Genomic DNA, 23,291 nt, shown 5'->3' on the forward strand with positions numbered 1-23,291 from the left:
TACATTAATTGTTTAATGTATCTTACCTATTTGAAATTCGAATCCCTATAATTTTCCGTCCACAATGTTCCCTAATATTCCTTTGACATCGTATAACACATTTGTTTCCTTTTTAAGGATATCAAAATCAATGCTGGAAAATTCCTTATGGGCTACACCCAAAACTATAGCATCAAATTTGTCTGAAGGTAATTCCCTTGTAGTTGTTAATTTATATTCGTGGTCAACCTCTTCCGGGCTTGCCCAAGGATCATAGATTTTAATTTCAATACCGTAATCTTTCAAGGAAGTAATCACATCAACAATCTTGGTATTCCTAACGTCCGGGCAATTTTCCTTGAAGGTAATCCCCAGCATCAATAGTTTTGCACCGTTGATTGTTATGCCCTTCTTGATCATCAACTTAACAACTTGTGAGGCAACATATTCTCCCATACTGTCATTCAATCTTCTCCCTGCCAAGATAATTTCTGGATGGTAGCCAAATTCTTGTGCTCTTTGTGCCAAATAGTAAGGATCTACACCAATACAATGCCCGCCAACCAATCCTGGTCTGAAAGGCAAGAAATTCCATTTAGTTCCAGCGGCTTCTAGTACAGCATTGGTATCGATGTCCATACAATTAAATATTTTAGCTAATTCGTTCACAAAAGCAATATTGATGTCGCGTTGTGAGTTTTCGATAACTTTTGCCGCTTCTGCAACTTTAATTGTTGGTGCTAAATGCGTACCTGCAGTTATAACTGATTTATACAAATCATTAACTTTTATTCCTATTTCGGGTGTAGAACCAGCAGTAACTTTAAGTATTTTTTCAACGGTATGCTCTTTATCTCCTGGATTAATTCTTTCAGGAGAATATCCGGCATAGAAATCAACATTGAATTTTAATCCTGATATTTTTTCTAAGACAGGTACACATTCCTCCTCAGTAACACCTGGATAAACGGTAGATTCGTAGATTACAATATCTCCTTTTTTCAGCACTTTTGCTACAGTTTCGCTTGATTTGTATAGAGGTGTCAAATCTGGACGGTTATTTTTATCAACCGGTGTAGGAACTGTCACTACATAATAATTACAATCAGCTATATCATTAAGGTCTGAAGAACAAAGCAAACCGTTTTTATTGTCTGCCAAGTTGTCAACTAAAACACTTTGTAAAATTTCATCTGAAACTTCTAACGTACTATCTGTTCCAGAGCGTAATCCTTGAATTCTGCTTTGATTGATATCAAATCCTACAACTGGATACTTAGTGGCAAATAATCTTGCCAAAGGAAGTCCTACATATCCTAATCCTATAACTGCAATTTTTATACTCATTATGCTGGTGTTTTTTTATTTTAAATTTTCCCAATACCACTTCACTGCTTGTTCTAGACCTTCTTGCATTGAAAATTGTGGATTGTATCCTAATAGTGTTTTTGCTTTATCAATACTTGCCAAAGAATGCGGAATATCTCCTGCTCTATTTGGTCCATAAATGGTTTCAATAGTGCCGATTTCTACATCAAATACAGATAGATACTTTTTCAGCGAAGTCATTAAATCGTTCAAAGTTGTTCTGTCTCCAAAAGCAGTATTGTAAACAGTATTCATTGCTTCTGGATTTTCAGTCAACATTGCCAAAACATTCATTTGTATTACATTGTCAATATAGGTAAAGTCCCGAGAATAGTTTCCATCTCCATTAATTACAGGACTTTCGTGCTTCATCAGTTGCATTACAAATTTTGGAATAACAGCTGCGTAGGCTCCATTTGGATCTTGTTTTCTACCAAAAACATTAAAATATCGTAATCCAATTGTGTTTAGCCCATAAGTTCTAAAGAAAATATCGGCATACAATTCATTCACATATTTTGTTATGGCATAAGGTGATAATGGTTTTCCAATGTTTTCCTCAACTTTTGGCAGAGCTTCTGAATCTCCATAAGTAGAAGAACTTGCGGCATAAATGAATTTTTTCACTTTAGCATCTCTTGCCGCTACAAGCATGTTTAAAAAACCTGAAACATTCACATCATTACTTGTGATTGGATCGTTAATTGAACGTGGTACAGATCCAAGAGCTGCTTCATGTAATATATAATCTACGCCCTGGGCTGCCTTATGGCAATCAACTAAATTCCTTATATCTCCAACAATGAGTGTAAAGTTTGGATTAGCAAACAGATGCTGTATATTTTGCGTTCTACCAGTTGCAAAGTTATCAAGACAAACTACTTGATTATCGTGTTTCAATAGATGTTCGCAAAGGTTAGAACCGATAAATCCTGCTCCCCCTGTAACTAAAATTTTGCTATTTGTAATTTGATTCATTTATGATGCTTAAATTATGATGTATACTGTTTGTAGATTTATAAACAGTTATTTCATTTCTATGATTGGCAGTTGATACTTTATTAACTTTTGAATAAGGTTTTGTAATTAAATGTACGAATTATTAGCCCTTACCTAATTAATTTATCATGATACTTTTGGTATTCTCCAGAAACAATATGCTGTAACCATTCTTGGTTTTCAAGATACCAGTCTATGGTTTTTTCCAAGCCTTGTTCAAATGTTACTGATGGTTTCCAGCCAAGCTTTTCATTAATTTTGGAAGCATCAATAGCGTAACGCAAATCATGACCCGGTCTGTCCTTAACATAGGTAATCAAATTAGCAGATGTTCCTTCTTCCCTATCTAATTTTCTATCCATTATTTTGCATAAAAGATGAATCAATTCGATATTCTGCCATTCATTGAAACCACCAATATTGTAGGTTTCCTTTGTTTTTGCTTGATGAAATACTAAATCTATTGCCTTGGCATGGTCTTCAACGAAAAGCCAATCGCGGGTGTATTTTCCATCTCCATATACCGGCAACGATTTATTATGGATAATATTATGGATAAAAAGCGGAATCAACTTTTCTGGAAATTGATTCGGACCATAATTATTAGAACAATTTGTAATAACATAAGGCAATCCATAAGTTTCTCCATAGGCCCTTACAAAATGATCCGAGCTAGCTTTTGATGCAGAATAAGGAGAATTTGGTTCGTATGAAGTCGTTTCGCTAAAAAGTCCTTCAGCCCCTAATGTTCCATAAACCTCATCTGTACTGATGTGATAAAATAGTTTATCGTTCCAATTATCTTTCCATAAGGCTTTAAAGGCATTCAACAAGTTGAGTGTACCAATTACATTTGTTTTTACAAAATCCAAAGGATTTTCGATAGACCTATCAACGTGAGATTCTGCTGCTAGATGGATTACTTTTTCAAATTTGTATTCGGAAAAAATCGAATCTATATAGATCTCGTTCGTTATATCGCCTTTCAAAAAGGTATAATTTGGATAATCTTCAATGTCTGACAAATTCTCTAAGTTTCCTGCATAGGTCAATGCGTCCAAATTAAAGATATGATATCCAATATAGGTTTTTAAAAAATGTCTCACAACATGTGATCCTATGAATCCAGCTCCTCCTGTTATAAGTACTTTTTTCATCTTTCTTAGTTTGAGCTTCCTACTGATTGAAATATAAAACCATAACTAGCCATTTTTTTGGCATCCAAGATATTTCTGCCATCAAATACAAAAGCTGGCTTTTGCATGTTATCGTAAATTTTCTGCCAATCATATTCTTTGAATTCATCCCATTCTGTTAGTATTGCTATGGCATGAGCTCCTTTACAAGCCTCATAAGCATCTTCAACTACAGTAATGCCTTTTTTATTCAAGTCAGAAGATCTAGTTTCCAGATAATTCAAATCATTTAGGACTTTATTTTCTTTTACTTGAGGATCAAATACTGAAATTTTAGCCTGCTCATTCAATAGATAATCGGCAACATAAATTGCTGCAGATTCTCTAGTGTCATTTGTATCTTTTTTAAACGCCCAACCTAAAAACGCAATCTTTTTATCTGAAACGGTATTGTATAAAGTCGTGACTATATTGCTAGCAAACCTTCTTTTTTGATGATCGTTCATGATGATTACTTGTTCCCAATAATCTGCCACTTCATTCAATCCGTAAGATTTTGCTATGTAAACTAAATTGAGGATATCTTTTTGAAAGCATGAGCCTCCAAATCCTACGGATGCTTTAAGGAATTTTGAACCTATTCTGCTATCCATTCCAATTGCTCTTGCAACCTCACTAACATCTGCTCCAGTTTTTTCGCATAATTCAGACATAGCGTTTATCGAGGAAACTCTTTGTGCTAGGAAAGCATTTGCTGTTAGTTTAGACAATTCAGAGGACCATAAATTTGTTGTCAATATCTGTTTTTCTGGAACCCAGTTAGCATAGACGTCAACAAGTGCCTGAATAGCTTCTGCTCCTTCTGGAGTGGTATCACCGCCAATTAAAACCCTATCTGGGTTAAGCAAATCAGTTACTGCAGTTCCTTCAGCTAGAAATTCTGGGTTTGAAAGTATTTGAAATTGAACTCCGTTTCCTGTATTGTCGAGGATATTCTTGATAGCTTCGGCAGTTCTAACGGGTAATGTTGATTTTTCTACAACAATTTTATCCTCTTTTGCAATCGATGCAATTTGTCTTGCGCAAAGTTCAATATATTTCAAGTCTGCAGCCATACCTTTTCCAAGACCATAAGTCTTGGTGGGTGTATTTACAGAAATAAAAATCATTTGAGCTTCGTCAATTGCTTTTTCAACATCGGTGGAGAAGAATAAATTTCTTCCTCTGGCTTCAGCTACAATATCACTCAAGCCTGGCTCATAAATTGGAATATTATTTACATCTGGATCATTCCACAATGCAATTCTTTCTTCATTTAAATCAACAACAGTAACTTTTATATTTGGACACTTTTGGGCTATGATAGACATTGTTGGACCGCCAACATACCCAGCACCTATACAGCAAATATTATTTATTTTCATTATTATTTATATTACTAATATTTAAAAATCACTATTCTTTTTCCTCTTTTTTACTGCTATATTAGAAACCAGCGGCAAAGATAGAACTTATAATAGTGCTGAATTTTTATATTTTTAAAATCCCGCAAATACTACTTGAACTGCCTATTTTTTTTCTTAAACAATTAAATCTTTATATAAATCGGCTTATTATTCCCTTTCTGACTTCTTTTTTAGAATCTTTTTAATTGCCGTTAGTAAATTTCTATTTTCCTCCTCTTCATGGTATCCGGCTGAATAATTACCATAGCCGTAACCGTAACCATAGCCGTAACCATATTTTGCCTTACTCTCAAATCCATTGAGAATGATACTAACATTTTTTAGTTCTCCTCGCTTCACTCTATTATTAAGAATCGTTATCATTCCTTTTTTGGTAAAGTTTTGTCTGACAATATAGAGTGTATGATCAACATAATTAACTAATTCAAGTGAATCTGAAACCAAACCTACCGGAGGCGTATCAAGGATTATATAATCATATTTATCTTTGAGTTCGTCTAGCATTTCTTTCATAGCATCACTCATGATGAGCTCTGAAGGATTTGGAGGAATTGGCCCTGATGTTATGACATCCAAAAAAGGAATTTGTGTTTTCTGTGTAATTTCTTCAAGAGATCTCTGACCTATCAAATAATTTACTGCTCCAATTTCATTTGAAATTTTAAAATCGTCAAATATTTTTGGCTTTCTTAAGTCCAGACCTATGATGATTGTTTTCTTCTCGCTCATTGCAAAAACTGTAGCGATATTGATAGACGAAAATGTCTTTCCCTCACCGCTGACAGAAGAAGTTACCATAAGTGTTTTTGCACCTTGAACTTTTTGTTTTTTATACAAAAACTGCAAAGATGATCGGATAGATCTAAATGACTCTGCCAAGGCAGATTTAGATTTTTCGAATACAGCCAGATTACCGTCGCTTGGTTTTTTACCAATAATACCTATCAAAGGTAAATTAGTACTTTTGCTAATATCATCTGTGTTTTGTACCGAATCATTGATGAAGAAATTTCCGACAACAAAAAGCAAGGGAATTAAAAAACCTATAAACATAGCCAAAACATAATTAACCCCTGTTTTAGGACCTACCAAGCCTCCGCCTACGTCTTTGGCCGGATCAATAAATTTTATATCCGACACGTTTGCGGCTTTAATGATATCTGCTTGGCTTCTTTTTGCAAGAAGATCACTATAGATCGTACTGTTTAGGTCGTATTTTCTTTGTATAGTTACAAGTTGTTGCTGTTCTTCTGGTAATTTTTTTATGGAAGTTTCTGCCTTACCTATTTTTTCATTAATTAAATTTAAATCATAACGTATGGCCGTTTTTGCAGAATTGATGTTCTCTAACAACACTTTTTTTACCGCTTCCATTTGGTTGTCAAAGTCTTGAAAAAGTTTTTCGTTTTTAACAGCATATTTGTATTCCGATCTTCTGGTTGAAAGCTCTATCAGCTTTGAAACATTTCCAACGATGTTTGGATCTTCTATTCCGGCTACTGATGGAGCCGGAAGTTTTGAAAAATCAACACTTTGATTTAAATAGTTCCTTAAAAAATCATAGTAGGCTATTTTTCTAGTTATCCCATCTCTTTCAATATCAAATTGGGTAAGCCTTTCTGCAATTCTAGCTCCTCCGCTTTCAATATCGAATACTTTCTTGTCTTTAGTGAATTTTTTTAACTCATCTCCATTATCTGCCAATTGTCGTTCCATATCCAGCATTGTGCCATCAATGAATTCAATTGTATTCTTGGCAAATTGATTTTTGGCGGCAAGCTGATTATCCCTCAATACGTTTACGGTGGCATTCAAATACTTAACAAGTCTTGCTTTATTAGTACCTTGCATCGAGAGTGTAAGTATAGAACTGCCTTGAGCATTAGGCACAACGTTTAATCCCTGATATTGAGAAACTGTTCCATCAAAACTATTAAAGCTCACAAAATATTCATTACCCTTGTAAAATCCCGGTTTGTCTATTATTTCGAGTTTCCAGTTCAAAAAAGGTAATTCAACTTGCTCTCCAACTCTATATCTTTTTGTAAACGTTTCTTTTTGTACCGAAGTTGTCGTGTAACTATTATGGGAATAGTGGATTAATGAAACATTATCTGTTTCAAATGGAATGCTTATTTCGTAAACAGATTCGCTAATAAACTTTATCTTTATTAACTGCCCTAACAGTTGTCCTTGTTTCTTATCTATATTTACATAGAAAGGAACTTCTCCATAAGCATCTACAATATTATACTTGGATTGTTTTAAGTAATCAATATAAAATTCTAACTTTTCTACTACAACCTCATTATGCGATCTTGACTTAAGAGTTGTAGAAACCGTCTGCACCTGATCTGAAGTTCCTCCCCAATTAAAGACCAAATTAGTATTACCACTAAATAAAGGATTCGTTTCTTCTTTTACAGAAATCATATTTGACATTCCATAAATCTTCTCTTTCCTAATATTTACTTGATAGGCAACAATAAAAGCTATTGTCCAACTTAAAACAAACCATTTCCAATAGCCGATAGTCTTAAACAGAAATCCTTTAAAATCAAAATTATTTTGTCCTTCAAAAAATGAAAAATCTTTCGTATCCAGCATTTTATTATCTTGTAAGTAGTAAATAAGTTGTAGTCGCCAAGCTCAATAATGTAACAATTGTGCTTAGGGATTCTATACCCGTTTTTCCAGTTCCCCAAGCTTTTTGTTTCAATGGTTTTACATAGATATAATCATTTGGCTGCAAGTAGTAATAAGGAGATTTAATCACATCCACATCAGTCAAATCAATATCATGAATTTCAGTGCCATGCGGATATTGCCTAATTACAGTTACATTTTTCCTATCTCCCGTTACCAGGATATCACCCGCATTAGCAATCGCTTCCAAAACATTTACTTTTTCTTGATAGAGCACTTTTGATCCTGGCAAATTTATTTCTCCATTTACTGTAAACCTGAGGCCTGATAATTTTACATTTACAAAAATATTAGCTTCCTTATTGAAGTAATTCTCCAATAATTCCTTTTCAATTTTAATTCTTGTTTCCTCTAATGTATATCCTAAAACATTAACTTCTCCTAAAACTGGTATTCTAATATTACCATGATCATTGACTATAAAACCATTAAAATACAATCCTTGCTCACTTAATCCTTGAAAACTATTTCCGCTCTCCAGATTTGAAGGGTTAAAAAGCGCCACCAATGTTGGATCAATCGCTTTTATAGTAATATTTAAGATGTCATTTGTTTGTAATCTATAGGGCTTGATAACAACGGGGGTTACATTGTTCTCTGCTTTGCCTTTATCTTTTGTTTGTAAATAAATCAAATCTTTTGTTGGGACACAGGAGGTAAAAAAAAGCCCCATGCTTAGTAAAAAAAGCACTGCGTATTTCTTCATTTTTATCTTTTTAGCAAGCAAATATAGTTTTTCATTTACAATAATAAAATTCATCCGTGTTATAAAATCATTTAATTGCTCTTAAAGGAGTTTTCAAACGGCACGCGATGCAAGATACTGCGTCCCAAAGTAACCTCATCGGCATATTCCAACTCGTCTCCCACCGATATTCCTCTTGCAATTGTAGAAGTGATGATTTCACAATCTTGAATCTGCTTGTAGATATAAAAATTGGTCGTATCTCCCTCCATTGTTGAGCTCAAGGCAAAAATCAATTCTCTTACAGTTCCACTTTTTATTTTATCTACCAATGATGTAATCTTCAACTGGCTAGGCCCAACTCCATCGATTGGAGAAATTTTACCGCCCAAAACGTGATAGATTCCCTTGAATTGCCCTGTGTTCTCTATCGCCATCACATCGCGGATATCCTCCACCACACAAATCAGTTGATGGTCGCGATTTTTGTTCGTGCAGATTTCACAAACGTCAACATCGGATATATTATGGCAGCTTTCGCAGAATTTTATATCCTCGCGCATATTCAATAATGATTGTGACAGGAAAGCCGTTTGCTCTTGTGGCTGTTTCAATAAATGCAAGACCAATCGAAGCGCCGTTCGCTTGCCAATTCCCGGCAATTGCGACATTTCGTTTACTGCTTTTTCTAATAATTTTGAAGAAAATTCCATAGGTGCAAAAGTAAGGAAATTGTTTATTTGATGCTTCGATTATTTGGGTAATTCCATGACTTTTGCCATCAAAATAAATGGTTTATTCCTTAGATAAAACCGATTTGAGAACTTGGTCAAATAATCGTATAAACAAATAGTCAAATAAACATTTTTTTTCTACTTTGGCTTTAAATAAAAACCAGCTGATGACACCGATTACAATCCTCGTTTTAATCATTATTTATTTCGGAATCCTATTCCTGATTTCGCATTTTGTAAGCAAGAAAGACAGCGGAAACGATGCTTTTTTCAAAGCCAATAAAAACTCAAAATGGTATTTGGTGGCCTTTGGAATGATTGGAACAGCACTTTCTGGCGTTACTTTCATTTCCGTTCCGGGACAAGTGGGGTCGCCCGACATTCAGTTTAAATATTTCCAGTTTGTACTGGGAAATGCCATCGGTTTTATTTTGATTGCAAAAGTCCTCCTGCCACTTTATTATAGGATGAACCTCACTTCAATTTATGGTTATATCGAGCAACGGCTTGGGATTGTTTCCTATAAAACGGCAGCTTCGATATTTTTAATAAGCAGGACAATAGGTTCGGCAGCACGCTTGTATCTGGTGGTTATCGTCCTGCAGCGCTATGTTTTTGATGCCTTTGGTGTTCCGTTTTGGGTAACGGTCTTTGGATCTTTGGCCTTGATTTTTGCTTATACTTATCGCGGCGGACTCAAAACGATTATTATTACTGACACTTTGCAAACCGTTTTCTTGGTTTCATCGGTAATTTTCACCATTTATTTTATCTGCGACAGCCTTGATTATAATATCCCACAGGCATTTGAAGCCGTGAAGAACAGTAATTACTCAAAGATTTTCTTTTATGAAGATTGGCTCAAGAGTAATTTTGTAGTGAAACAAATTCTCGGTGGTATTTTCGTAACCATTGCAATGGTAGGACTCGACCAAGATTTGATGCAGAAAAACCTGAGCTGTAAAAACATTGGCGAAGCCCAAAAAAACATGTTCACCTTTACGGGAATTTTTGTCATCATCAACATCTTTTTCCTGAGCGTTGGTGCATTATTATATATGTATGCCGAGAAAAACGGAATCTCGGTGCCATTGGACAGTTTTACCGGAAAACCAAGAACCGATTTATTGTTCCCAGAAATTGCCTTCAATCATCTTACCTTGATTCCCGCAATTGTCTTTCTTCTTGGTTTGACGGCTGCGACTTTTGCCACAACCGATTCGGCATTGACGGCTTTGACAACCTCTTTCTGCGTAGATTTTCTTGGGATGGACAAAGCCGAAAATGCTTCGAATCCAAACATGGTTAGGACAAGACACCTGGTTCATATTGGTTTTTCGGCGTTGATGTTTGTCGTGATTGTCATCATCTATCTGCTGAACAGCGATTCTGTCGTGAGTTTGATTTTCAAGATTGCTTCCTATACCTACGGTCCGCTTTTGGGATTGTATACGTTTGGGCTGTTTATGAAAACAAAAACGGTGAAGGATAAGTTTGTTCCCATCATTTGTCTTTTGGCTCCAGCCATAACTTTTGTAATCAGTGCTTATTCGAAGGAACTTTTTGGCAATTATGAATTTGCGGAAGAGTTGATTATCCTGAACGGCGCCTTGACTTTTATCGGTTTGATGCTCATCAGCAAGAAGGCGACACAGCAAACGAGGTTTTAAGTTTCGGGAACAAAAATGGATTGTTCCCTAGCCCCGATTGGAGCTACTATCCTTTTTTTCTTGTCCCGAAGCTTCGGGACAAGAAAAAAAGGATAGTAGTGGAAAGTGGGAACATGGATTAAAAATACAAAACCACCTCTCGCTCCTAAATATGGCAAAGAATCATATTAGTACTGCCTCATTGAAAGCATCACAAGCGTGCATCCAATGGAAACTTCTATATTATTAAGCTTCAATAATTGATAAAACTCAGGATTTTCGGTTCCCGGATTGAAGATGACACGTTTTGGCTGTAGCCCTACGATGTAATTGTAATAGTCCCTTTGACGCGAAGGATTCAAATATAGGGTCACGGTGTGGACATTCGTGAAAGGCACTTGCTTGGTTTGGATCTTCACTCCTTCTACCTCGCCTTCCTTCTGCCCGATAGCCACAACCGATTGCTCGCTTCCCAATAACCTTTTGATGGCCATATTGGAATATCGCGATGTATTTTCGGATGCCCCGAGCACCAATGTTTTCTTGTTTTTCATAGCTTATATTTTATATAAATGTAGTGTTTATCAATGGAAGTTTTTATTCCTTTTGCATTTCTTTAATAGTTTCGTAGTAATCCACCGGAAGCATGTCACCGGCTTTCAAACTGCCAATATAACCTCCATAAAGTATTCCGTAGATGGGGCTATAATTACCATTTCTGTCCACATAAATTACCTTATCGGTGAATTCCACAATAGACTGTTTGTCCTTTTTATAAAGTATGTTGAAATTGGTTTTTACAAATTTATTGTTCTTTGTTTTCGAAAGTCGGATGGTATTGTTTAGATTTTCCTGGACTTTTACACTTGAAACCTCTTTTTGTGGCTCCTTGATAAGCGTCACTTTTTTTAGCCCAAGGGTATCTTTCATTTGGAAATAATCGTTCGGATTTACTTGAAATCCCTCTACAAAAAGTCGGGTTTCATTCTCTTGCCATGCATTGTTAGCTACTGTAAGCGCAAAATGTGTGGCAGATCCGTAGAAGGCTTCCTTACGTTTCTTATCGGCGCGCTTGTTTTTGGAAATATCTTTGTAGAAGGTAGTTCCTGCGAAAAAGCTACGGCTTTGATTAAATTTACTCAGACTTTTATAGGTGTAGAACACTTTGAAGTCTTCCAGATCAAAATTTACTTCATAATCCAGATGCTTGTTTACAATCTTTAGAGGATTTCTCGCGGTAGCGTTAAGCGTGTTGTTGGTAACATCATAGTACAGGACAATATCATTCTCATTGAGAATTTTACAGGATCTGCCAGCTTTAGACTCTCCGAGAAATTCTTCTTTAAACACTTTCATCATCTGCTTTCGACTAAAAGGGCCTCTGCCCACGACTACCTCATCCAGGTGGATGGACTCTTCTTCCAGAAGCACTTTGAGTTTTTTACCGGCATATTGTAAAGTATTATCCAATCTATAGGTCGAATAGCCCACAAAACTTACGACCAAAGAAGCATTATTGTTTTTGGTATAAATTTTAAAATAGCCGTTAGGGTCTGTGATTGTAGAGATGGTTGTACCATCCAGATAGACCGTTGCCCCGGGAAGTGTTTCTTTGGTCTTACTATCTACGACAGTACCTTCGAGCACTTGGGCTACCATTACAGTATTGGATAGTATAAAAACAAGCAACAGAATGAGTTTGTAGGTTTTGTCCATTTGTCTGGGTTTTTTACAAATATATCGCTTTAATTTTTTTTTCTATATCGTAATAATTATTTATTCATAACTTTACGAGTAACCAAAACCACGAACCTTAATTTTGCCAAAAAAACTATGGAATTATTTATCTACATTTTTGCCGCTCTTTTTTCAGTCTTGAATCCGATTGGCACTGTTCCTATCTTTGTGGGTCTGACACAGCACGATGATAAAAAGGAACGTTCAAGAATTTCGTTATGGACTGCAATTGATGTATTCCTAATTTTGATTATTTCCTTTTTTGTAGGCCAATATGTTCTGGACTTCTTCGGAATAAGCATTGAAGCATTGAGAATTGCGGGTGGTTTGATTATCGTGAGTTCGGGATTTTCGTTGCTGACGGGAAAGTTTAAAAAAACCAGGGGGATTAATAAAAAGGTGGAAAATGATGTTCAAAACCGAAATGATATTGCCTTGACGCCTCTAGCAATTCCTATGTTAGCTGGTCCGGGTTCTATTTCTTTATTGATTGCTTTTTATCAAGATCATCAGGAAACGCATGAAATTATAATTGCGAGTTTGGCAATTTTGGCTGTTGCTTTTTCTATTTTTATTATATTAAGAAGCGCCCATTATTTATCTAAAATACTTGGAGCTTCGGGTATTGTTGCTATTTCTAGGATTGTTGGTTTTATTGTTATTGCAATTGGTATCCAATATATAGTGAGCGCTATCGTAACGATAATCAAAGGAAACTTAATGTCATAAAAAAACCTTCACTCGAAAGTGAAGGTTTCCATTAAATAAACTTCAAAAAAATTCAAACAAAAAAACTGTCTTCTATATTTTGTTCTTAATTATTTAAGAATGATTTTTTTAGTGGTAGAATAATCTCCTGCATCAAACTTCAAAAGGTAAACTCCTGAATTCAAGAAATTCAAATCTAATTCTCTGCTGAAAAAACCTCCATTGCTGTTGATTGAAGTCTGGTACACTTGTGCACCTGTCATGCTGTAGATTGTTACTACATTCTTATCACTGTTTCCAGATGGCATTTCATATACCAAGTTGATTTTCTTGTCTGTTGACGGGTTTGGATATACACCAAAAGTCACGTTGTTTTCAAATTTTTCGCTATCAAGCTGTGCGGTTACATCTTCTTGATTAAAAGTGATTACACCAGTACTACTTCCTACGAAAGTTTGGAAATTTATTTTATAGATTGAACCATTCAGCAACTTAACGAAGAATGATTTTTGAGAGTCAACATTATAACCAAAGGTAGACATATTGAACGTTTTCCAATCATAACCAATAGTATTGATATCTTCTGAATATGTCAAATCTGTAGCAGTTCCACTAGCGCTTTCTGCAACTTGAACATCTGGGTGGTGTAGAACTCCAGTTACTGGATACATTACTTGACTTGGTTGCATTGCTTCATATTTTGTAAACAATAAATCCCACTCTGTATTTGCAGGCTCAGCCACTACTTGAGCATTTGTTTCCAAAGAATAGTAGTTGAAATTGTTTGTAGGGTTTGCTGTATTAGGTAGAGCAACCGTTTGATCTGCAGACCAAGCCGTTCCGTCCCAGCTAGAGTAAATGAAAGTATAACCTCCAAAGTATTCAACCATTTTTACTTTCTTATAAGTATTGTTAGCATACTTCAAAACAAATATGATTGTTCCTGTTACCTTATGAGTGGCTACGTTGTAAGTTCCCCAACCAAATCCAAAAGGAGGTGTTGATGCGCTACCATTGTCAAATGCTCCTCTTTCCCAAATTGTTTCGCTGTTGTAAAGACGTGTCCAGTTAGCCTCATTAGCTACGTTAATGTTTGCCCAATCCGCTAGATTGTTTGAAGCTTCAAAAGTTTGAATTCCCTTCGCGTCATTAGTTCTAATTGCCATGCTCATACTGCTTTTTCTGTAGAAAGCAATATCCCATAATGTATTAGCAAAAGGTGTTGCTGTTTGATTAGCTAATTTAAAATAGACTTGGTTGCCATAAGATGGTCCCATTGTTACAGTACTTGTTGTTACCTGAGCAGATACAAGTGCACTGAAAAGTAAGGACGAAAATAAAAGTAAACTTTTTTTCATGATTGTGAGTATTAAATTATGTTATTGTAAAAGTTGATATTCAAATTTAGGATAGCCTCTAACGCCGCTATCATTAAGAAAGCCAAGCATTTTTATCTTGTAGTAATTGTTATCGATATCTTTGATGATGTAGTATCTATCTGCAAAAGCGCCCCCTGTAAAAACATCTCTCCAATCTGCACCGATAACGCGCTGATCGTTTTGGAAACTGTCTTCACTTACATCCGACAATTTATAATCGGCATACGCTTTTACGTTTGTATTGACGCGGTATAATTTTACACCGGCTTTTAGATTATTCAGAACAAAATCGGAATATCCATAAGAACCTGCACCGTCAATTGTATTGGTAAAAACAGTGAAGCATAAATCCCACTTTGCTTTTTCTGGTTCTACGGCAACAATACTTTTTGTTGCAAGACTGAAGAATGTAAAATTGTAGGCATTATTTTTAGAAATACTTATTTCTTCGTGAGTAGTACTATTCAAATCAGCATGTTGAAGCAGATAGCCATTGGCTTGTTTCAAAATTCTGATCTTCTTCCAACCTCTTGAATCTCCGGCTACAGCCACACTTCCTACCGGTGGTGTTGATGTACCAACCGTATAGCCCATATTTACCAAATAAACTTTATTATTTTCTGCAATATCAGAAATCTCCTCAATGGCAGTTTGGTTTAGATGTCCGTTTGGATTGTCGATGTAATTTTCATTCGTTGGGTCGAAAGTACCTATTGCAACACTCGGAAAAAATTGCTCCACACTTGACTGGGTAACGGCATCAATATTGGTTGCATCAAGTTGCTTAACGGCCATATAAATCGATCCGTTTATGGTTACTCTAGAAGCTTCACCTCCATAAAAACCTAGATCCCAGCTGTCTCTTCGGGCTTTTGTTATTTCCTCCGTACTCAAATCAATAAACACTTGATCGCCTTGGTTTGGACCTCCTACTTCTGGTTGCATCACTGCACCGATAGAACGCTCAAATGAAATTATGGACTTGGTATAGCCTTGAATAGCCGTTTCTGAATTGTAATTGATTTTTATAACTTCAAATTCAACAGCCTTAGTATCGCTATCAAACGGAAAAATAAGGTTCTTAAAACTGAAAGAAATGGTCTTTTGACCTGTTTGGAAAGGCAAATCTAGCGTATTATTTTGAGCTAATGGTAGTGTAGAAAAATCTACGCCGTAGGTAGCATTGGTTGGGGTTATACGAACTAAGACAGATCCATCAACTTGGGCTTTTTCTGAAAAAACAAGCTTTATTTCTTGAACATCTTGAATCTTTGAAAAATCGTATGACAGCTTATCAAACGCAATTACAAAAGGTTGAGATGGAATTGAATCATCGGTTTGACAGGCGTTTATTCCGAATAGAATAAAAAATAGGGCTACTGCGTAAAGTCTAAATTTCATCTTATTAAAAGTTTAATTTGTATAGTAATTTCATAAAATAGGATCTTCCATATCCCATCAAGATGTTGGTCGCAGGTCCAGAATGTGCTCCACCTTCAACAGCAGTTGTGTTGATAGTTGTAATATCCATTATGTTTCTGGCTCCTACCGTAACTTCAAAGTTGTTCTTGAAAAATGATTTTTTTACAGTTGCATCAAGCCATGTAAATCCATCTTGTTTTCCTCTCACCAATATTGATTCGTTTGCTTCATTTCGCTTGTTTACAAACAGATACTGAGGCCCGCTGTATTTTACAAAAGCAGAAAAAACGGTATTAATTTTTTCAATTTTATAAGAAAGGTTTGCATTTACTTGAAAACCATATAAGAAGTCGTCGTTGTAATTTTCTCCGCTATCCAAAACTTTTGAAACTCCGGCAAACGTTACTCCTGCATTTGCAATCCAGTTTTTATAATTCAACGAAGTGGTAAATGAAGTTCCGATGGTTCTATAGATATCAATATTTCTATACTTGTATTCTAAAGGCGTTTCATTAACAATTACAAGCTCAATCCTATCCTTTACATCGATATACCAAGCTGAAAATTTATTATTTAACTGGATTCCTTCTTTTAATTTAGAAGTTTTATTCAAATGCAAGAAAGCAGAAACTCCTTGCTCAGGATTTAAATCCGGATTTCCCTGAACGTTATGATTCACATCCACCAGATAGGTGTAAAGCTCTTCATAATTTGGCAAACGTGGTGATGTTCCTACAATTGCTCTTAGCTCATAATCGTTCTTCAAAAGAAATCTGCTACTAAGCGACAAGGCTGTTTGTGTATCAAATTGAGAAGAAAACAAAGCTCTTATCCCTGGTCGGATGGAGATTTTATCATTGATATTGATTTCGCTTGATCCATATACATCATAAGAACCCAATCTTCTTTCAATATTATCCTGGAACATTCCGGTTCCCGCAAGGCTCGAAGAATAACCATTTATCTCGCTTACTTCATAGCCTACCTGAAAATCCACGGTCTTGTTATCTAAAAAATTACTAAAGTTTGCCTTTGAATAAAAACCATCTCTGGATTCATATTCAAATTTATTTACATCCGTCTTTTCTCCTCTTCTAATCCAATAGAAAAATTCTTCTACGTTTCTTTTTTGCTGTTGATATGAAAATGAGGCATCATAGTTCATAATGTTTTCAAACTTTCCTGTAAAATTCAAATGATGAAAAAAACGTTCCGAATTAAAAATTGCATCAGCAGATTTTGGATCGTTGGTACCGGTTTGGGTATTTTCATTTAGCTCTACAAATGAGCCAAATCGATCGGTCGTTTCTTTAAAAAATTCAAACTTGTAAAAGAAACGGTGGTCCATCAAGTTGTAGCTAATTAGAGATTTTACATTTAATTGTTCTTTCGGCAACCATTCATAACCTCTTAAACCGTCATTCTCTATATGATTAGGACCTTTCTTATCATTTAAAAAACCTTTGAAATCATTTGTAGTGACTACCGCATTTGCATACCATTTTTCATTAAAGTTATGTCCTACTTTCAACGATTGAATATGCCTTCCTCTGTCAACCAAATTGTACTCACTGCCAATGGTTTCTTCCTGAATATAGGGTGTGATTTCCCATTTATACTTAGAATTCTTTTTGGTAATAATGTTGATGATTCCTGAAACGGCATTTGCACCATATTCAACTCCCATGGAACCTTCCACAATTTCTATTTGCTGAATATCATCTAAATTGATTTGTGTCAAATCGGTATTATTCCCTAGTCCTTCGTCGTTGATAATTGGAATATTATCAACAAGAATTTTAAAATATTGAGCATCCAATCCAAATAACTGCACTCCAGATTTCCCTGTTGAAGCATTTGGAATGATATTGATATTCAAAGTCTGATTCAATAAATCAGCAAGATTGTTTCCTGCCTGTCTATCGATGTCTTCACGGGAAATTACTTTTACCTGGAATACAGATTTCTTTACTGATTGGGCATTATATTGACCTGTTATTACAACTTCTGAAAGATTATTTATTGAATCGTTTTCTTTTTCCTGACTAAAAGCAGTAAGAGATAAGAAAGGCAAAAGAAGAAAAAGGGTTTTGTTTCGCATTATTTAGACTTAATCTTAATAATTAAATATTTTTTGCAAATATATAAGTTATTTTTACTTGTTCTAAATAAATTTTAAATATTTTTGCACCAGAAATTTTTAAACAACTATAAAATGAAAACCCTGATTGCTTTATCAGCTGTCGCATTGCTTTCTTTCAGCGGAAATGCACAAAACAACAAAAAAGAAGACATCAAAGCCATTAAGTCGATGTGCGGATGTTATGAAGTTGAGTTCAACTTTGCAGAAACTTTCAATTATTCGAAAGATGAAAACTACAAACCATCTAAAACCAAGCATGAAAAAGCTTTGGAATGGGTAGAATTACTAGAAGACACACCCAACAAAATCGTTATGCAACATTTGTTGATTGTTAGCGATACTATGATCATCAAGCACTGGAGACAAGATTGGGAATATGAAAACACTAAATTCTACCAATTCTTTAAAGACAGAACTTGGAAGTTCCAAACTTTACCAAAAGAGGCTGTAAAAGGACAATGGACACAAAGAGTTTACCAAGTTGATGACAGTCCAAGATATGAAGGTTCAGCTACATGGGTTCACGTTGACGGAAGACACTACTGGGAAGACATCACGGATGCACCACTACCTAGAAGAGAGCACACTATTAGAGAAGATTATAATGTTTTGAAAAGAACAAACGTACACGAAATCACCAAAGCAGGTTGGACGCACGATCAAGACAACGAAAAAATCGTTAGAGACGACAGCGGAAAAGACGTAGTGTTAGCAAAAGAAAAAGGAACAGATTACTACACAAAAGTAGACGATTCAAAATGTAAGGCAGGTCAGAAATACTGGAAAGAAAATGCTGCAATGTGGAAAAACGTTCGCGCTAAATGGCAAACAGTTTTTGACAGAAACAAAGATTTGAATCTTGAAGCTTCTGTAAACAAAAAACCTTTGTTCATGCACCTATTTGATTTGAAACCTACTGCAACAAAAGCAGAATCTGATAAAATCATTGACAGCTTTGTAAAATAAGAAGCTATTCTTTTATAATAAAAAAGGCCTTTTCGATTGAAAAGGCCTTTTTTTTATGAACTATAATTATCTTATTCTCTTACAATCTTAGCTCCAATAGCTCTCAATCGTTCGTCGATGTTTTCATAACCTCTGTCGATTTGCTCGATGTTTTGAATCGTACTTGTTCCTTTTGCAGAAAGTGCCGCGATCAATAATGAAATTCCTGCGCGGATGTCTGGAGAAGACATTACAGTCGCTTTCAATTGCGATTCGAAATTATGCCCCATAACTACTGCCCTATGCGGATCACACAACATGATTTTAGCGCCCATATCGATCAATTTGTCCACAAAGAACAAACGGCTTTCAAACATCTTTTGGTGAATCAACACATCTCCTTTTGCTTGGGTAGCAACTACCAAAACGATACTCAATAAGTCTGGAGTAAAACCAGGCCAAGGAGCATCGGCAATTGTCAAGATAGAACCATCAATATCAGTTTTGATTTCATATCCGTCTTTGTGTTCTGGAATATAAATATCATCCCCTCTTCTTTCAAGCGTAATACCTAATTTTCTGAATGTATTCGGAATAACACCTAGATTATCCCAGCTTACATTCTTGATTGTAATTTCGCTTCTTGTCATGGCGGCAAGACCAATCCAAGAACCGATTTCAATCATATCTGGAAGAATCCTGTGTGTACAACCTCCAAGGCTTTCAACACCTTCAATTGTCAACAAGTTTGAACCTACGCCGGTGATTTTTGCCCCCATTGAGTTCAACATCTTGCACAATTGTTGTAAATATGGCTCACAAGCGGCATTGTAAATAGTTGTAGTTCCTTTTGCCAAAACGGCTGCCATCACGATGTTTGCTGTTCCGGTTACCGAAGCTTCGTCCAGAAGCATATTGGTTCCCTGCAATCCTTCAGCTGGGGTTTCTACACCATAAAAATGATCTTCCCTGTTGTATCTGAATTTTGCTCCAAGATTGATGAAACCTTCAAAGTGCGTATCCAATCTTCTTCTTCCAATCTTGTCTCCTCCTGGTTTTGGGATGTATCCTTTTCCGAAACGAGCCAAAAGCGGACCAACAATCATGATCGATCCTCTTAACGAACCTCCTTCTTTCTTGAACGCTTCCGTTTCAAGGTAGCCAACGTTTACCTCATCGGCTTGAAAGGTAATCGAACCTCTTTCATTCCTTTGGATTTTTACACCAAGATTTCCTAAAAGTGTAATCAATTTATTGACATCAATGATATCCGGAATGTTGTTGATGGTTACTTTTTCTGGAGTTAAAAGTACTGCACACAAAATCTGTAATGCTTCATTCTTTGCTCCTTGTGGTGTAATTTCTCCCTTTAAACGAGTACCACCTTCGATTTTAAAAACTGCCATTTCTTTAGTTATAAGTTATACGTTGTAGGTTGTAGGTTCTATGTTTAAACATAACTTTCAACCAGAACGCTTCTATTATTTTCTATTTTGATTTTTATGATTAGGGTTGTTCGGTTTACTACCTCCCTTTTTCATTATTTTTGGTTTCTGAGGGCCGCTGGACATGATTTTGTTTGAGGCTCTCTGGTTTGTTCGTATCAATTCTGTGGTATTCAACAACTCTTCGCTACTGCCCAAAAGATTAATCCTACCGCCGGAAAGTTCGTATAAATGCTCAAAAATGACGTCGTCCTTTACGGTATCTTTGTTCCAGCTCAAGAAGGATTTCTTCATGTGGTTTGCAATTACTTTTACCAAGGCACTTTTCAATTCGCTTTCCTCCCATTTGTTGGCCACATCAATCATGTACTTGATGTTGTTGCCGTAAAAACGGTATTTCGGGAAATTCTGAGGATAGCTTAACGGATCTGGTCGAAGCTGCAGCACCTCGCGTGAAGGAATTGGATACGGAGAATCTACATCCAATTTGAAATCGGACATGATGAAGATCTGGTCCCAGAGCTTGTGCTGAAAATCCAACACATCACGCAAATGCGGATTTAACGAACCCATTACCTGAATGATGTAGCGGGCCGCTTTATTGCGCTCTTCACGGTCTTCAATTACGGTAGCCTGATCGATCAGTTTTTGCAGATGGCGACCATATTCTGGAATGATCAGGTGCTGTCTTTCGGAATTGTATTCCAAATTAAACACTACGTCGTTCGCATTTTCTTTTATATATTTTTCAGTCATATTTATAGGGAAACTATACCTTCGATTGTAGAGACTTCGATGTACTTGTCGATGATTTCCTGAGCGCTTTTCATTTGCACATCTACGGAAAGGCTTGTGAATTTTGCGGTCTTGGATTGTGAGGTTTTAATCACTGCTCCCAAACAATCGAATGCGTTCTTTACGGCTTCAATCTTCTGTTCGTCTGTAGGGACAATAAATTTAAACAAGTATTCGGCTGGCCAGGTATTGGTGTTGTCTAGCTCGGTTTTTAGCCTTTCATAAAATTCTTCGGTCTTCTTATCCATCTGTCATTAAAAATAAAGAGCAAATATACATTATTTTGATTTATGATTTTGGTTTTGAAGTTTAAGAAATTCTGGGGCAAGGCTTTGGTTTTTGATGGTGGTATGGCTTTTTGATTTGATTTAGGGTTGGTTTGTTTTTGCTTCTGTTGGTGTTGAAGTTGCCAAGGCTTATTCAAATGTTGCCAACGTACAATCTAAAGTTGCCAACGCTTATTCAAATGTTGCCAACGTGTAATCTAAAGTTGCCAAGGCTTATTCTAATGTTGCCAACGTATAATCTATAATTGCCAACGCTTATTCTAATGTTGCCAACGTATAATCTAAAGTTGCCAAAGCTTATTCTAATGTTGCCAACGTGTAATCTAAAGTTGCCAAAGCTTATTCTAATGTTGCCAACGTGTAATCTATAGTTGCCAAAGCTTATTCTAATGTTACCAACGTGTAATCTAAAGTTTCCAAAGCTTATTTCATACTTGTCGGAGCGATTTCAAAGATTGTCGGAGGGTTTTCAAAAGTTGTAGGAATGATTTCAAAGGTTGTCGGAACGATTTCAAAAGTTGTCGAAGGGATTTCAAAGATTGTCGGAGCGATTTCAAAGGTTGTCGGAGGGAATTCAAAAGTTGTCGGAACTAATTCAAAAGTTATCAGAGGGTATTCTGAAATTTCTTTAGGGTTTTATAATTGTAGGAAATAAATGATTACTTTAGTGGAGAAATGTCTTTATCAGACTTACAAACAAGTTGCAAGCAACTATCAAACTTCTAGAAAACAACGAATTATGAGAGAATTGTTTTCACAAAAGACTCAAGAAGAATTAAAATCTTATGTCTATATTTTAATTGATCCAAGAGATAACAAAATATTCTATGTTGGAAAAGGTCATGGAAATCGCATTTTTTCTCATATTAATGAAGTAATATTTAATCCAAGCATTACTGAAAAATTAGAAACAATTCGAGCTATTAAAGCAGTCAATTTAAATGTTAAACACTTCATAGTTAAACACGGATTAGAAGAAAAAGAAGCGTTAATTGTTGAATCTGTCTTAATTGACTTTTTAACTTTTAGAGATTTTGCAGAAGTTGCTAAAATTTCAAATATTGTTGCAGGACATAATTCATTTAATCAAGGAATTAAGACTATTAATGAATGTGAAATGCTTTATGACTGTGAAGAATTAAAAAAAGAAGATATAAAACATAAGGTTTTGGTTATCAATATAAACAAAACCTACGACAATAAAAGAAAAAAGAAAAGTGATAATCCAGTTTATGACAGACCAAATATTTATGAAGCAACTAGAGGTTGGTGGGTTTTAGACAAAAACAGAGCAGAAAATTCAGATTTTGTTTTAGCCGAATATAAAGGAATAATAAGAGCAATATTTAGACCTGAAAAATGGGTTCAAGATATTGAATATAGAGGAACGAAAAGATGGGGATTTGAAGGTTCAGAAATTACTACAAAAGAAATCCTTGATATTTATATGAATAAAGAAGTTCCGAAAATTAGAGGAATGGCAAATCCAATTCGTTATTTTGAAAAAATTTAGTATTGCAAATAATATCTACAACTAACACCCTGAGCCGCTATCTCGAAGTTTTCGGGGAATTGACATTTTTATCTCGCAAAGAAATCCTATCTTGGCAGAGCTAACTTAGTCCTCTTAAACCGCAACTTCGTTAGCAAGCTAAGCCTTCCCAGAAATCTCAAAACGCGCGTAGAGAATTCAATAAAATCCAATCAT

20 protein-coding genes are annotated in these 23,291 nt (G+C 35.6%); 5 read left to right on the top strand and 15 right to left on the bottom strand.

Annotation, left to right across the window (positions count from 1 at the left end; all coding sequences use genetic code 11):
• Positions 1–45: 45 nt before the first annotated feature.
• From ACI6PS_RS11150 to recR, 7 genes are all read right to left on the bottom strand, one after another.
• A complete protein-coding gene (locus ACI6PS_RS11150; RefSeq protein ID WP_421012647.1) occupies positions 46–1,326 on the bottom strand; it encodes a nucleotide sugar dehydrogenase in 1,281 nt (426 codons plus the stop codon).
• Between the two features lie 15 nt (positions 1,327–1,341).
• Entirely contained in the window at positions 1,342–2,325 is a 984-nt protein-coding gene (locus ACI6PS_RS11155; protein WP_421012648.1) for an SDR family oxidoreductase, read from the bottom strand.
• 131 nt (positions 2,326–2,456) lie between these two features.
• Positions 2,457–3,503, bottom strand: coding sequence for a dTDP-glucose 4,6-dehydratase (gene rfbB / locus ACI6PS_RS11160; RefSeq protein ID WP_421012649.1), 1,047 nt, complete (start codon positions 3,501–3,503; stop codon positions 2,457–2,459).
• A 5-nt stretch (positions 3,504–3,508) separates the two neighbouring features.
• Positions 3,509–4,906 carry a UDP-glucose 6-dehydrogenase gene (locus ACI6PS_RS11165; RefSeq protein ID WP_421012650.1) on the bottom strand — a complete coding sequence of 466 codons (1,398 nt, stop codon included), beginning with the start codon at positions 4,904–4,906 and terminating at the stop codon, positions 3,509–3,511.
• 189 nt (positions 4,907–5,095) lie between these two features.
• Positions 5,096–7,555: a polysaccharide biosynthesis tyrosine autokinase gene (locus ACI6PS_RS11170; RefSeq protein WP_421012651.1), complete on the bottom strand. Its 2,460-nt coding sequence runs from the start codon at positions 7,553–7,555 to the stop codon at positions 5,096–5,098.
• A gap of 4 nt (positions 7,556–7,559) precedes the next feature.
• A complete protein-coding gene (locus ACI6PS_RS11175) occupies positions 7,560–8,360 on the bottom strand; it encodes a polysaccharide biosynthesis/export family protein (protein WP_421012652.1) in 801 nt (266 codons plus the stop codon).
• Positions 8,361–8,431: 71 nt separating this feature from the next.
• The gene (gene recR, locus ACI6PS_RS11180; RefSeq protein ID WP_421012653.1) at positions 8,432–9,052 is read right to left on the bottom strand and encodes a recombination mediator RecR; all 621 of its coding nucleotides are present in this window, start codon (positions 9,050–9,052) and stop codon (positions 8,432–8,434) included.
• A 188-nt stretch (positions 9,053–9,240) separates the two neighbouring features.
• Between recR and ACI6PS_RS11185 the strand changes: the two genes are divergently transcribed.
• Positions 9,241–10,743 carry a sodium:solute symporter gene (locus tag ACI6PS_RS11185; RefSeq protein WP_421012654.1) on the top strand — a complete coding sequence of 501 codons (1,503 nt, stop codon included), beginning with the start codon at positions 9,241–9,243 and terminating at the stop codon, positions 10,741–10,743.
• Positions 10,744–10,910: 167 nt separating this feature from the next.
• Here the strand turns inward: ACI6PS_RS11185 and ACI6PS_RS11190 are convergent, their stop codons facing one another.
• Positions 10,911–11,276 carry a CoA-binding protein gene (locus ACI6PS_RS11190; RefSeq protein WP_421012655.1) on the bottom strand — a complete coding sequence of 122 codons (366 nt, stop codon included), beginning with the start codon at positions 11,274–11,276 and terminating at the stop codon, positions 10,911–10,913.
• 43 nt (positions 11,277–11,319) lie between these two features.
• Entirely contained in the window at positions 11,320–12,438 is a 1,119-nt protein-coding gene (locus ACI6PS_RS11195) for a carboxypeptidase-like regulatory domain-containing protein (protein ID WP_421012656.1), read from the bottom strand.
• Positions 12,439–12,555: 117 nt separating this feature from the next.
• On the opposite strand from ACI6PS_RS11195, the gene ACI6PS_RS11200 reads away from it, so the two are divergent.
• Complete coding sequence (locus ACI6PS_RS11200) at positions 12,556–13,188, top strand: MarC family NAAT transporter (protein WP_421012657.1); 633 nt, start codon at positions 12,556–12,558, stop codon at positions 13,186–13,188.
• Positions 13,189–13,277: 89 nt separating this feature from the next.
• Here the strand turns inward: ACI6PS_RS11200 and ACI6PS_RS11205 are convergent, their stop codons facing one another.
• From ACI6PS_RS11205 to ACI6PS_RS11215, 3 genes are read right to left on the bottom strand one after another with little or no spacing between them, the layout of a single operon-like run.
• Entirely contained in the window at positions 13,278–14,525 is a 1,248-nt protein-coding gene (locus ACI6PS_RS11205; protein WP_421012658.1) for a T9SS type A sorting domain-containing protein, read from the bottom strand.
• A gap of 21 nt (positions 14,526–14,546) precedes the next feature.
• Positions 14,547–15,947: an HmuY family protein gene (locus ACI6PS_RS11210; protein WP_421012659.1), complete on the bottom strand. Its 1,401-nt coding sequence runs from the start codon at positions 15,945–15,947 to the stop codon at positions 14,547–14,549.
• Between the two features lie 4 nt (positions 15,948–15,951).
• Entirely contained in the window at positions 15,952–18,069 is a 2,118-nt protein-coding gene (locus ACI6PS_RS11215) for a TonB-dependent receptor plug domain-containing protein (protein WP_421012660.1), read from the bottom strand.
• 114 nt (positions 18,070–18,183) lie between these two features.
• On the opposite strand from ACI6PS_RS11215, the gene ACI6PS_RS11220 reads away from it, so the two are divergent.
• Positions 18,184–19,077, top strand: a complete 894-nt coding sequence (locus ACI6PS_RS11220) for a DUF6607 family protein (RefSeq protein WP_421012661.1) — start codon at positions 18,184–18,186, stop codon at positions 19,075–19,077.
• Positions 19,078–19,148: 71 nt separating this feature from the next.
• Here ACI6PS_RS11220 and murA read toward each other — a convergent pair whose 3' ends face one another.
• The 3 genes from murA to ACI6PS_RS11235 all read right to left on the bottom strand — a co-directional run bounded on the left by murA (position 19,149) and on the right by ACI6PS_RS11235 (position 21,544).
• Positions 19,149–20,462: a UDP-N-acetylglucosamine 1-carboxyvinyltransferase gene (murA, locus tag ACI6PS_RS11225; protein WP_421012662.1), complete on the bottom strand. Its 1,314-nt coding sequence runs from the start codon at positions 20,460–20,462 to the stop codon at positions 19,149–19,151.
• A 75-nt stretch (positions 20,463–20,537) separates the two neighbouring features.
• Positions 20,538–21,257, bottom strand: coding sequence for a DUF4290 domain-containing protein (locus ACI6PS_RS11230; protein WP_421012663.1), 720 nt, complete (start codon positions 21,255–21,257; stop codon positions 20,538–20,540).
• A gap of 2 nt (positions 21,258–21,259) precedes the next feature.
• On the bottom strand, positions 21,260–21,544 hold the full coding sequence (locus tag ACI6PS_RS11235) for a DUF493 family protein (protein WP_421012664.1): 285 nt from the start codon (positions 21,542–21,544) through the stop codon (positions 21,260–21,262).
• Between the two features lie 523 nt (positions 21,545–22,067).
• On the opposite strand from ACI6PS_RS11235, the gene ACI6PS_RS11240 reads away from it, so the two are divergent.
• Together ACI6PS_RS11240 and ACI6PS_RS11245 are read left to right on the top strand one after the other, a co-directional pair.
• Positions 22,068–22,238 (top strand): hypothetical protein, encoded by a 171-nt coding sequence (locus ACI6PS_RS11240; protein ID WP_421012665.1) that lies wholly within the window; start codon positions 22,068–22,070, stop codon positions 22,236–22,238.
• Positions 22,239–23,096, top strand: coding sequence for an LEM-3-like GIY-YIG domain-containing protein (locus tag ACI6PS_RS11245; protein WP_421012666.1), 858 nt, complete (start codon positions 22,239–22,241; stop codon positions 23,094–23,096). It begins immediately after the preceding gene.
• The last annotated feature ends 195 nt before the right edge of the window (positions 23,097–23,291 follow it).

Origin of the sequence: Flavobacterium sp. PLA-1-15 (genome assembly GCF_049060005.1) — a bacterium.
Classification (GTDB): domain Bacteria; phylum Bacteroidota; class Bacteroidia; order Flavobacteriales; family Flavobacteriaceae; genus Flavobacterium.

Coding starts and splice junctions, on each gene's coding strand:
- ACI6PS_RS11150 (WP_421012647.1), bottom strand. CDS start 1,326: ATGAGTATAAAAATTGCAGTTATAGGATTAGGATATGTAGGACTTCCT.
- ACI6PS_RS11155 (WP_421012648.1), bottom strand. CDS start 2,325: ATGAATCAAATTACAAATAGCAAAATTTTAGTTACAGGGGGAGCAGGA.
- rfbB (WP_421012649.1), bottom strand. CDS start 3,503: ATGAAAAAAGTACTTATAACAGGAGGAGCTGGATTCATAGGATCACAT.
- ACI6PS_RS11165 (WP_421012650.1), bottom strand. CDS start 4,906: ATGAAAATAAATAATATTTGCTGTATAGGTGCTGGGTATGTTGGCGGT.
- ACI6PS_RS11170 (WP_421012651.1), bottom strand. CDS start 7,555: ATGCTGGATACGAAAGATTTTTCATTTTTTGAAGGACAAAATAATTTT.
- ACI6PS_RS11175 (WP_421012652.1), bottom strand. CDS start 8,360: ATGAAGAAATACGCAGTGCTTTTTTTACTAAGCATGGGGCTTTTTTTT.
- recR (WP_421012653.1), bottom strand. CDS start 9,052: ATGGAATTTTCTTCAAAATTATTAGAAAAAGCAGTAAACGAAATGTCG.
- ACI6PS_RS11185 (WP_421012654.1), top strand. CDS start 9,241: ATGACACCGATTACAATCCTCGTTTTAATCATTATTTATTTCGGAATC.
- ACI6PS_RS11190 (WP_421012655.1), bottom strand. CDS start 11,276: ATGAAAAACAAGAAAACATTGGTGCTCGGGGCATCCGAAAATACATCG.
- ACI6PS_RS11195 (WP_421012656.1), bottom strand. CDS start 12,438: ATGGACAAAACCTACAAACTCATTCTGTTGCTTGTTTTTATACTATCC.
- ACI6PS_RS11200 (WP_421012657.1), top strand. CDS start 12,556: ATGGAATTATTTATCTACATTTTTGCCGCTCTTTTTTCAGTCTTGAAT.
- ACI6PS_RS11205 (WP_421012658.1), bottom strand. CDS start 14,525: ATGAAAAAAAGTTTACTTTTATTTTCGTCCTTACTTTTCAGTGCACTT.
- ACI6PS_RS11210 (WP_421012659.1), bottom strand. CDS start 15,947: ATGAAATTTAGACTTTACGCAGTAGCCCTATTTTTTATTCTATTCGGA.
- ACI6PS_RS11215 (WP_421012660.1), bottom strand. CDS start 18,069: ATGCGAAACAAAACCCTTTTTCTTCTTTTGCCTTTCTTATCTCTTACT.
- ACI6PS_RS11220 (WP_421012661.1), top strand. CDS start 18,184: ATGAAAACCCTGATTGCTTTATCAGCTGTCGCATTGCTTTCTTTCAGC.
- murA (WP_421012662.1), bottom strand. CDS start 20,462: ATGGCAGTTTTTAAAATCGAAGGTGGTACTCGTTTAAAGGGAGAAATT.
- ACI6PS_RS11230 (WP_421012663.1), bottom strand. CDS start 21,257: ATGACTGAAAAATATATAAAAGAAAATGCGAACGACGTAGTGTTTAAT.
- ACI6PS_RS11235 (WP_421012664.1), bottom strand. CDS start 21,544: ATGGATAAGAAGACCGAAGAATTTTATGAAAGGCTAAAAACCGAGCTA.
- ACI6PS_RS11240 (WP_421012665.1), top strand. CDS start 22,068: ATGATTTCAAAGGTTGTCGGAACGATTTCAAAAGTTGTCGAAGGGATT.
- ACI6PS_RS11245 (WP_421012666.1), top strand. CDS start 22,239: ATGATTACTTTAGTGGAGAAATGTCTTTATCAGACTTACAAACAAGTT.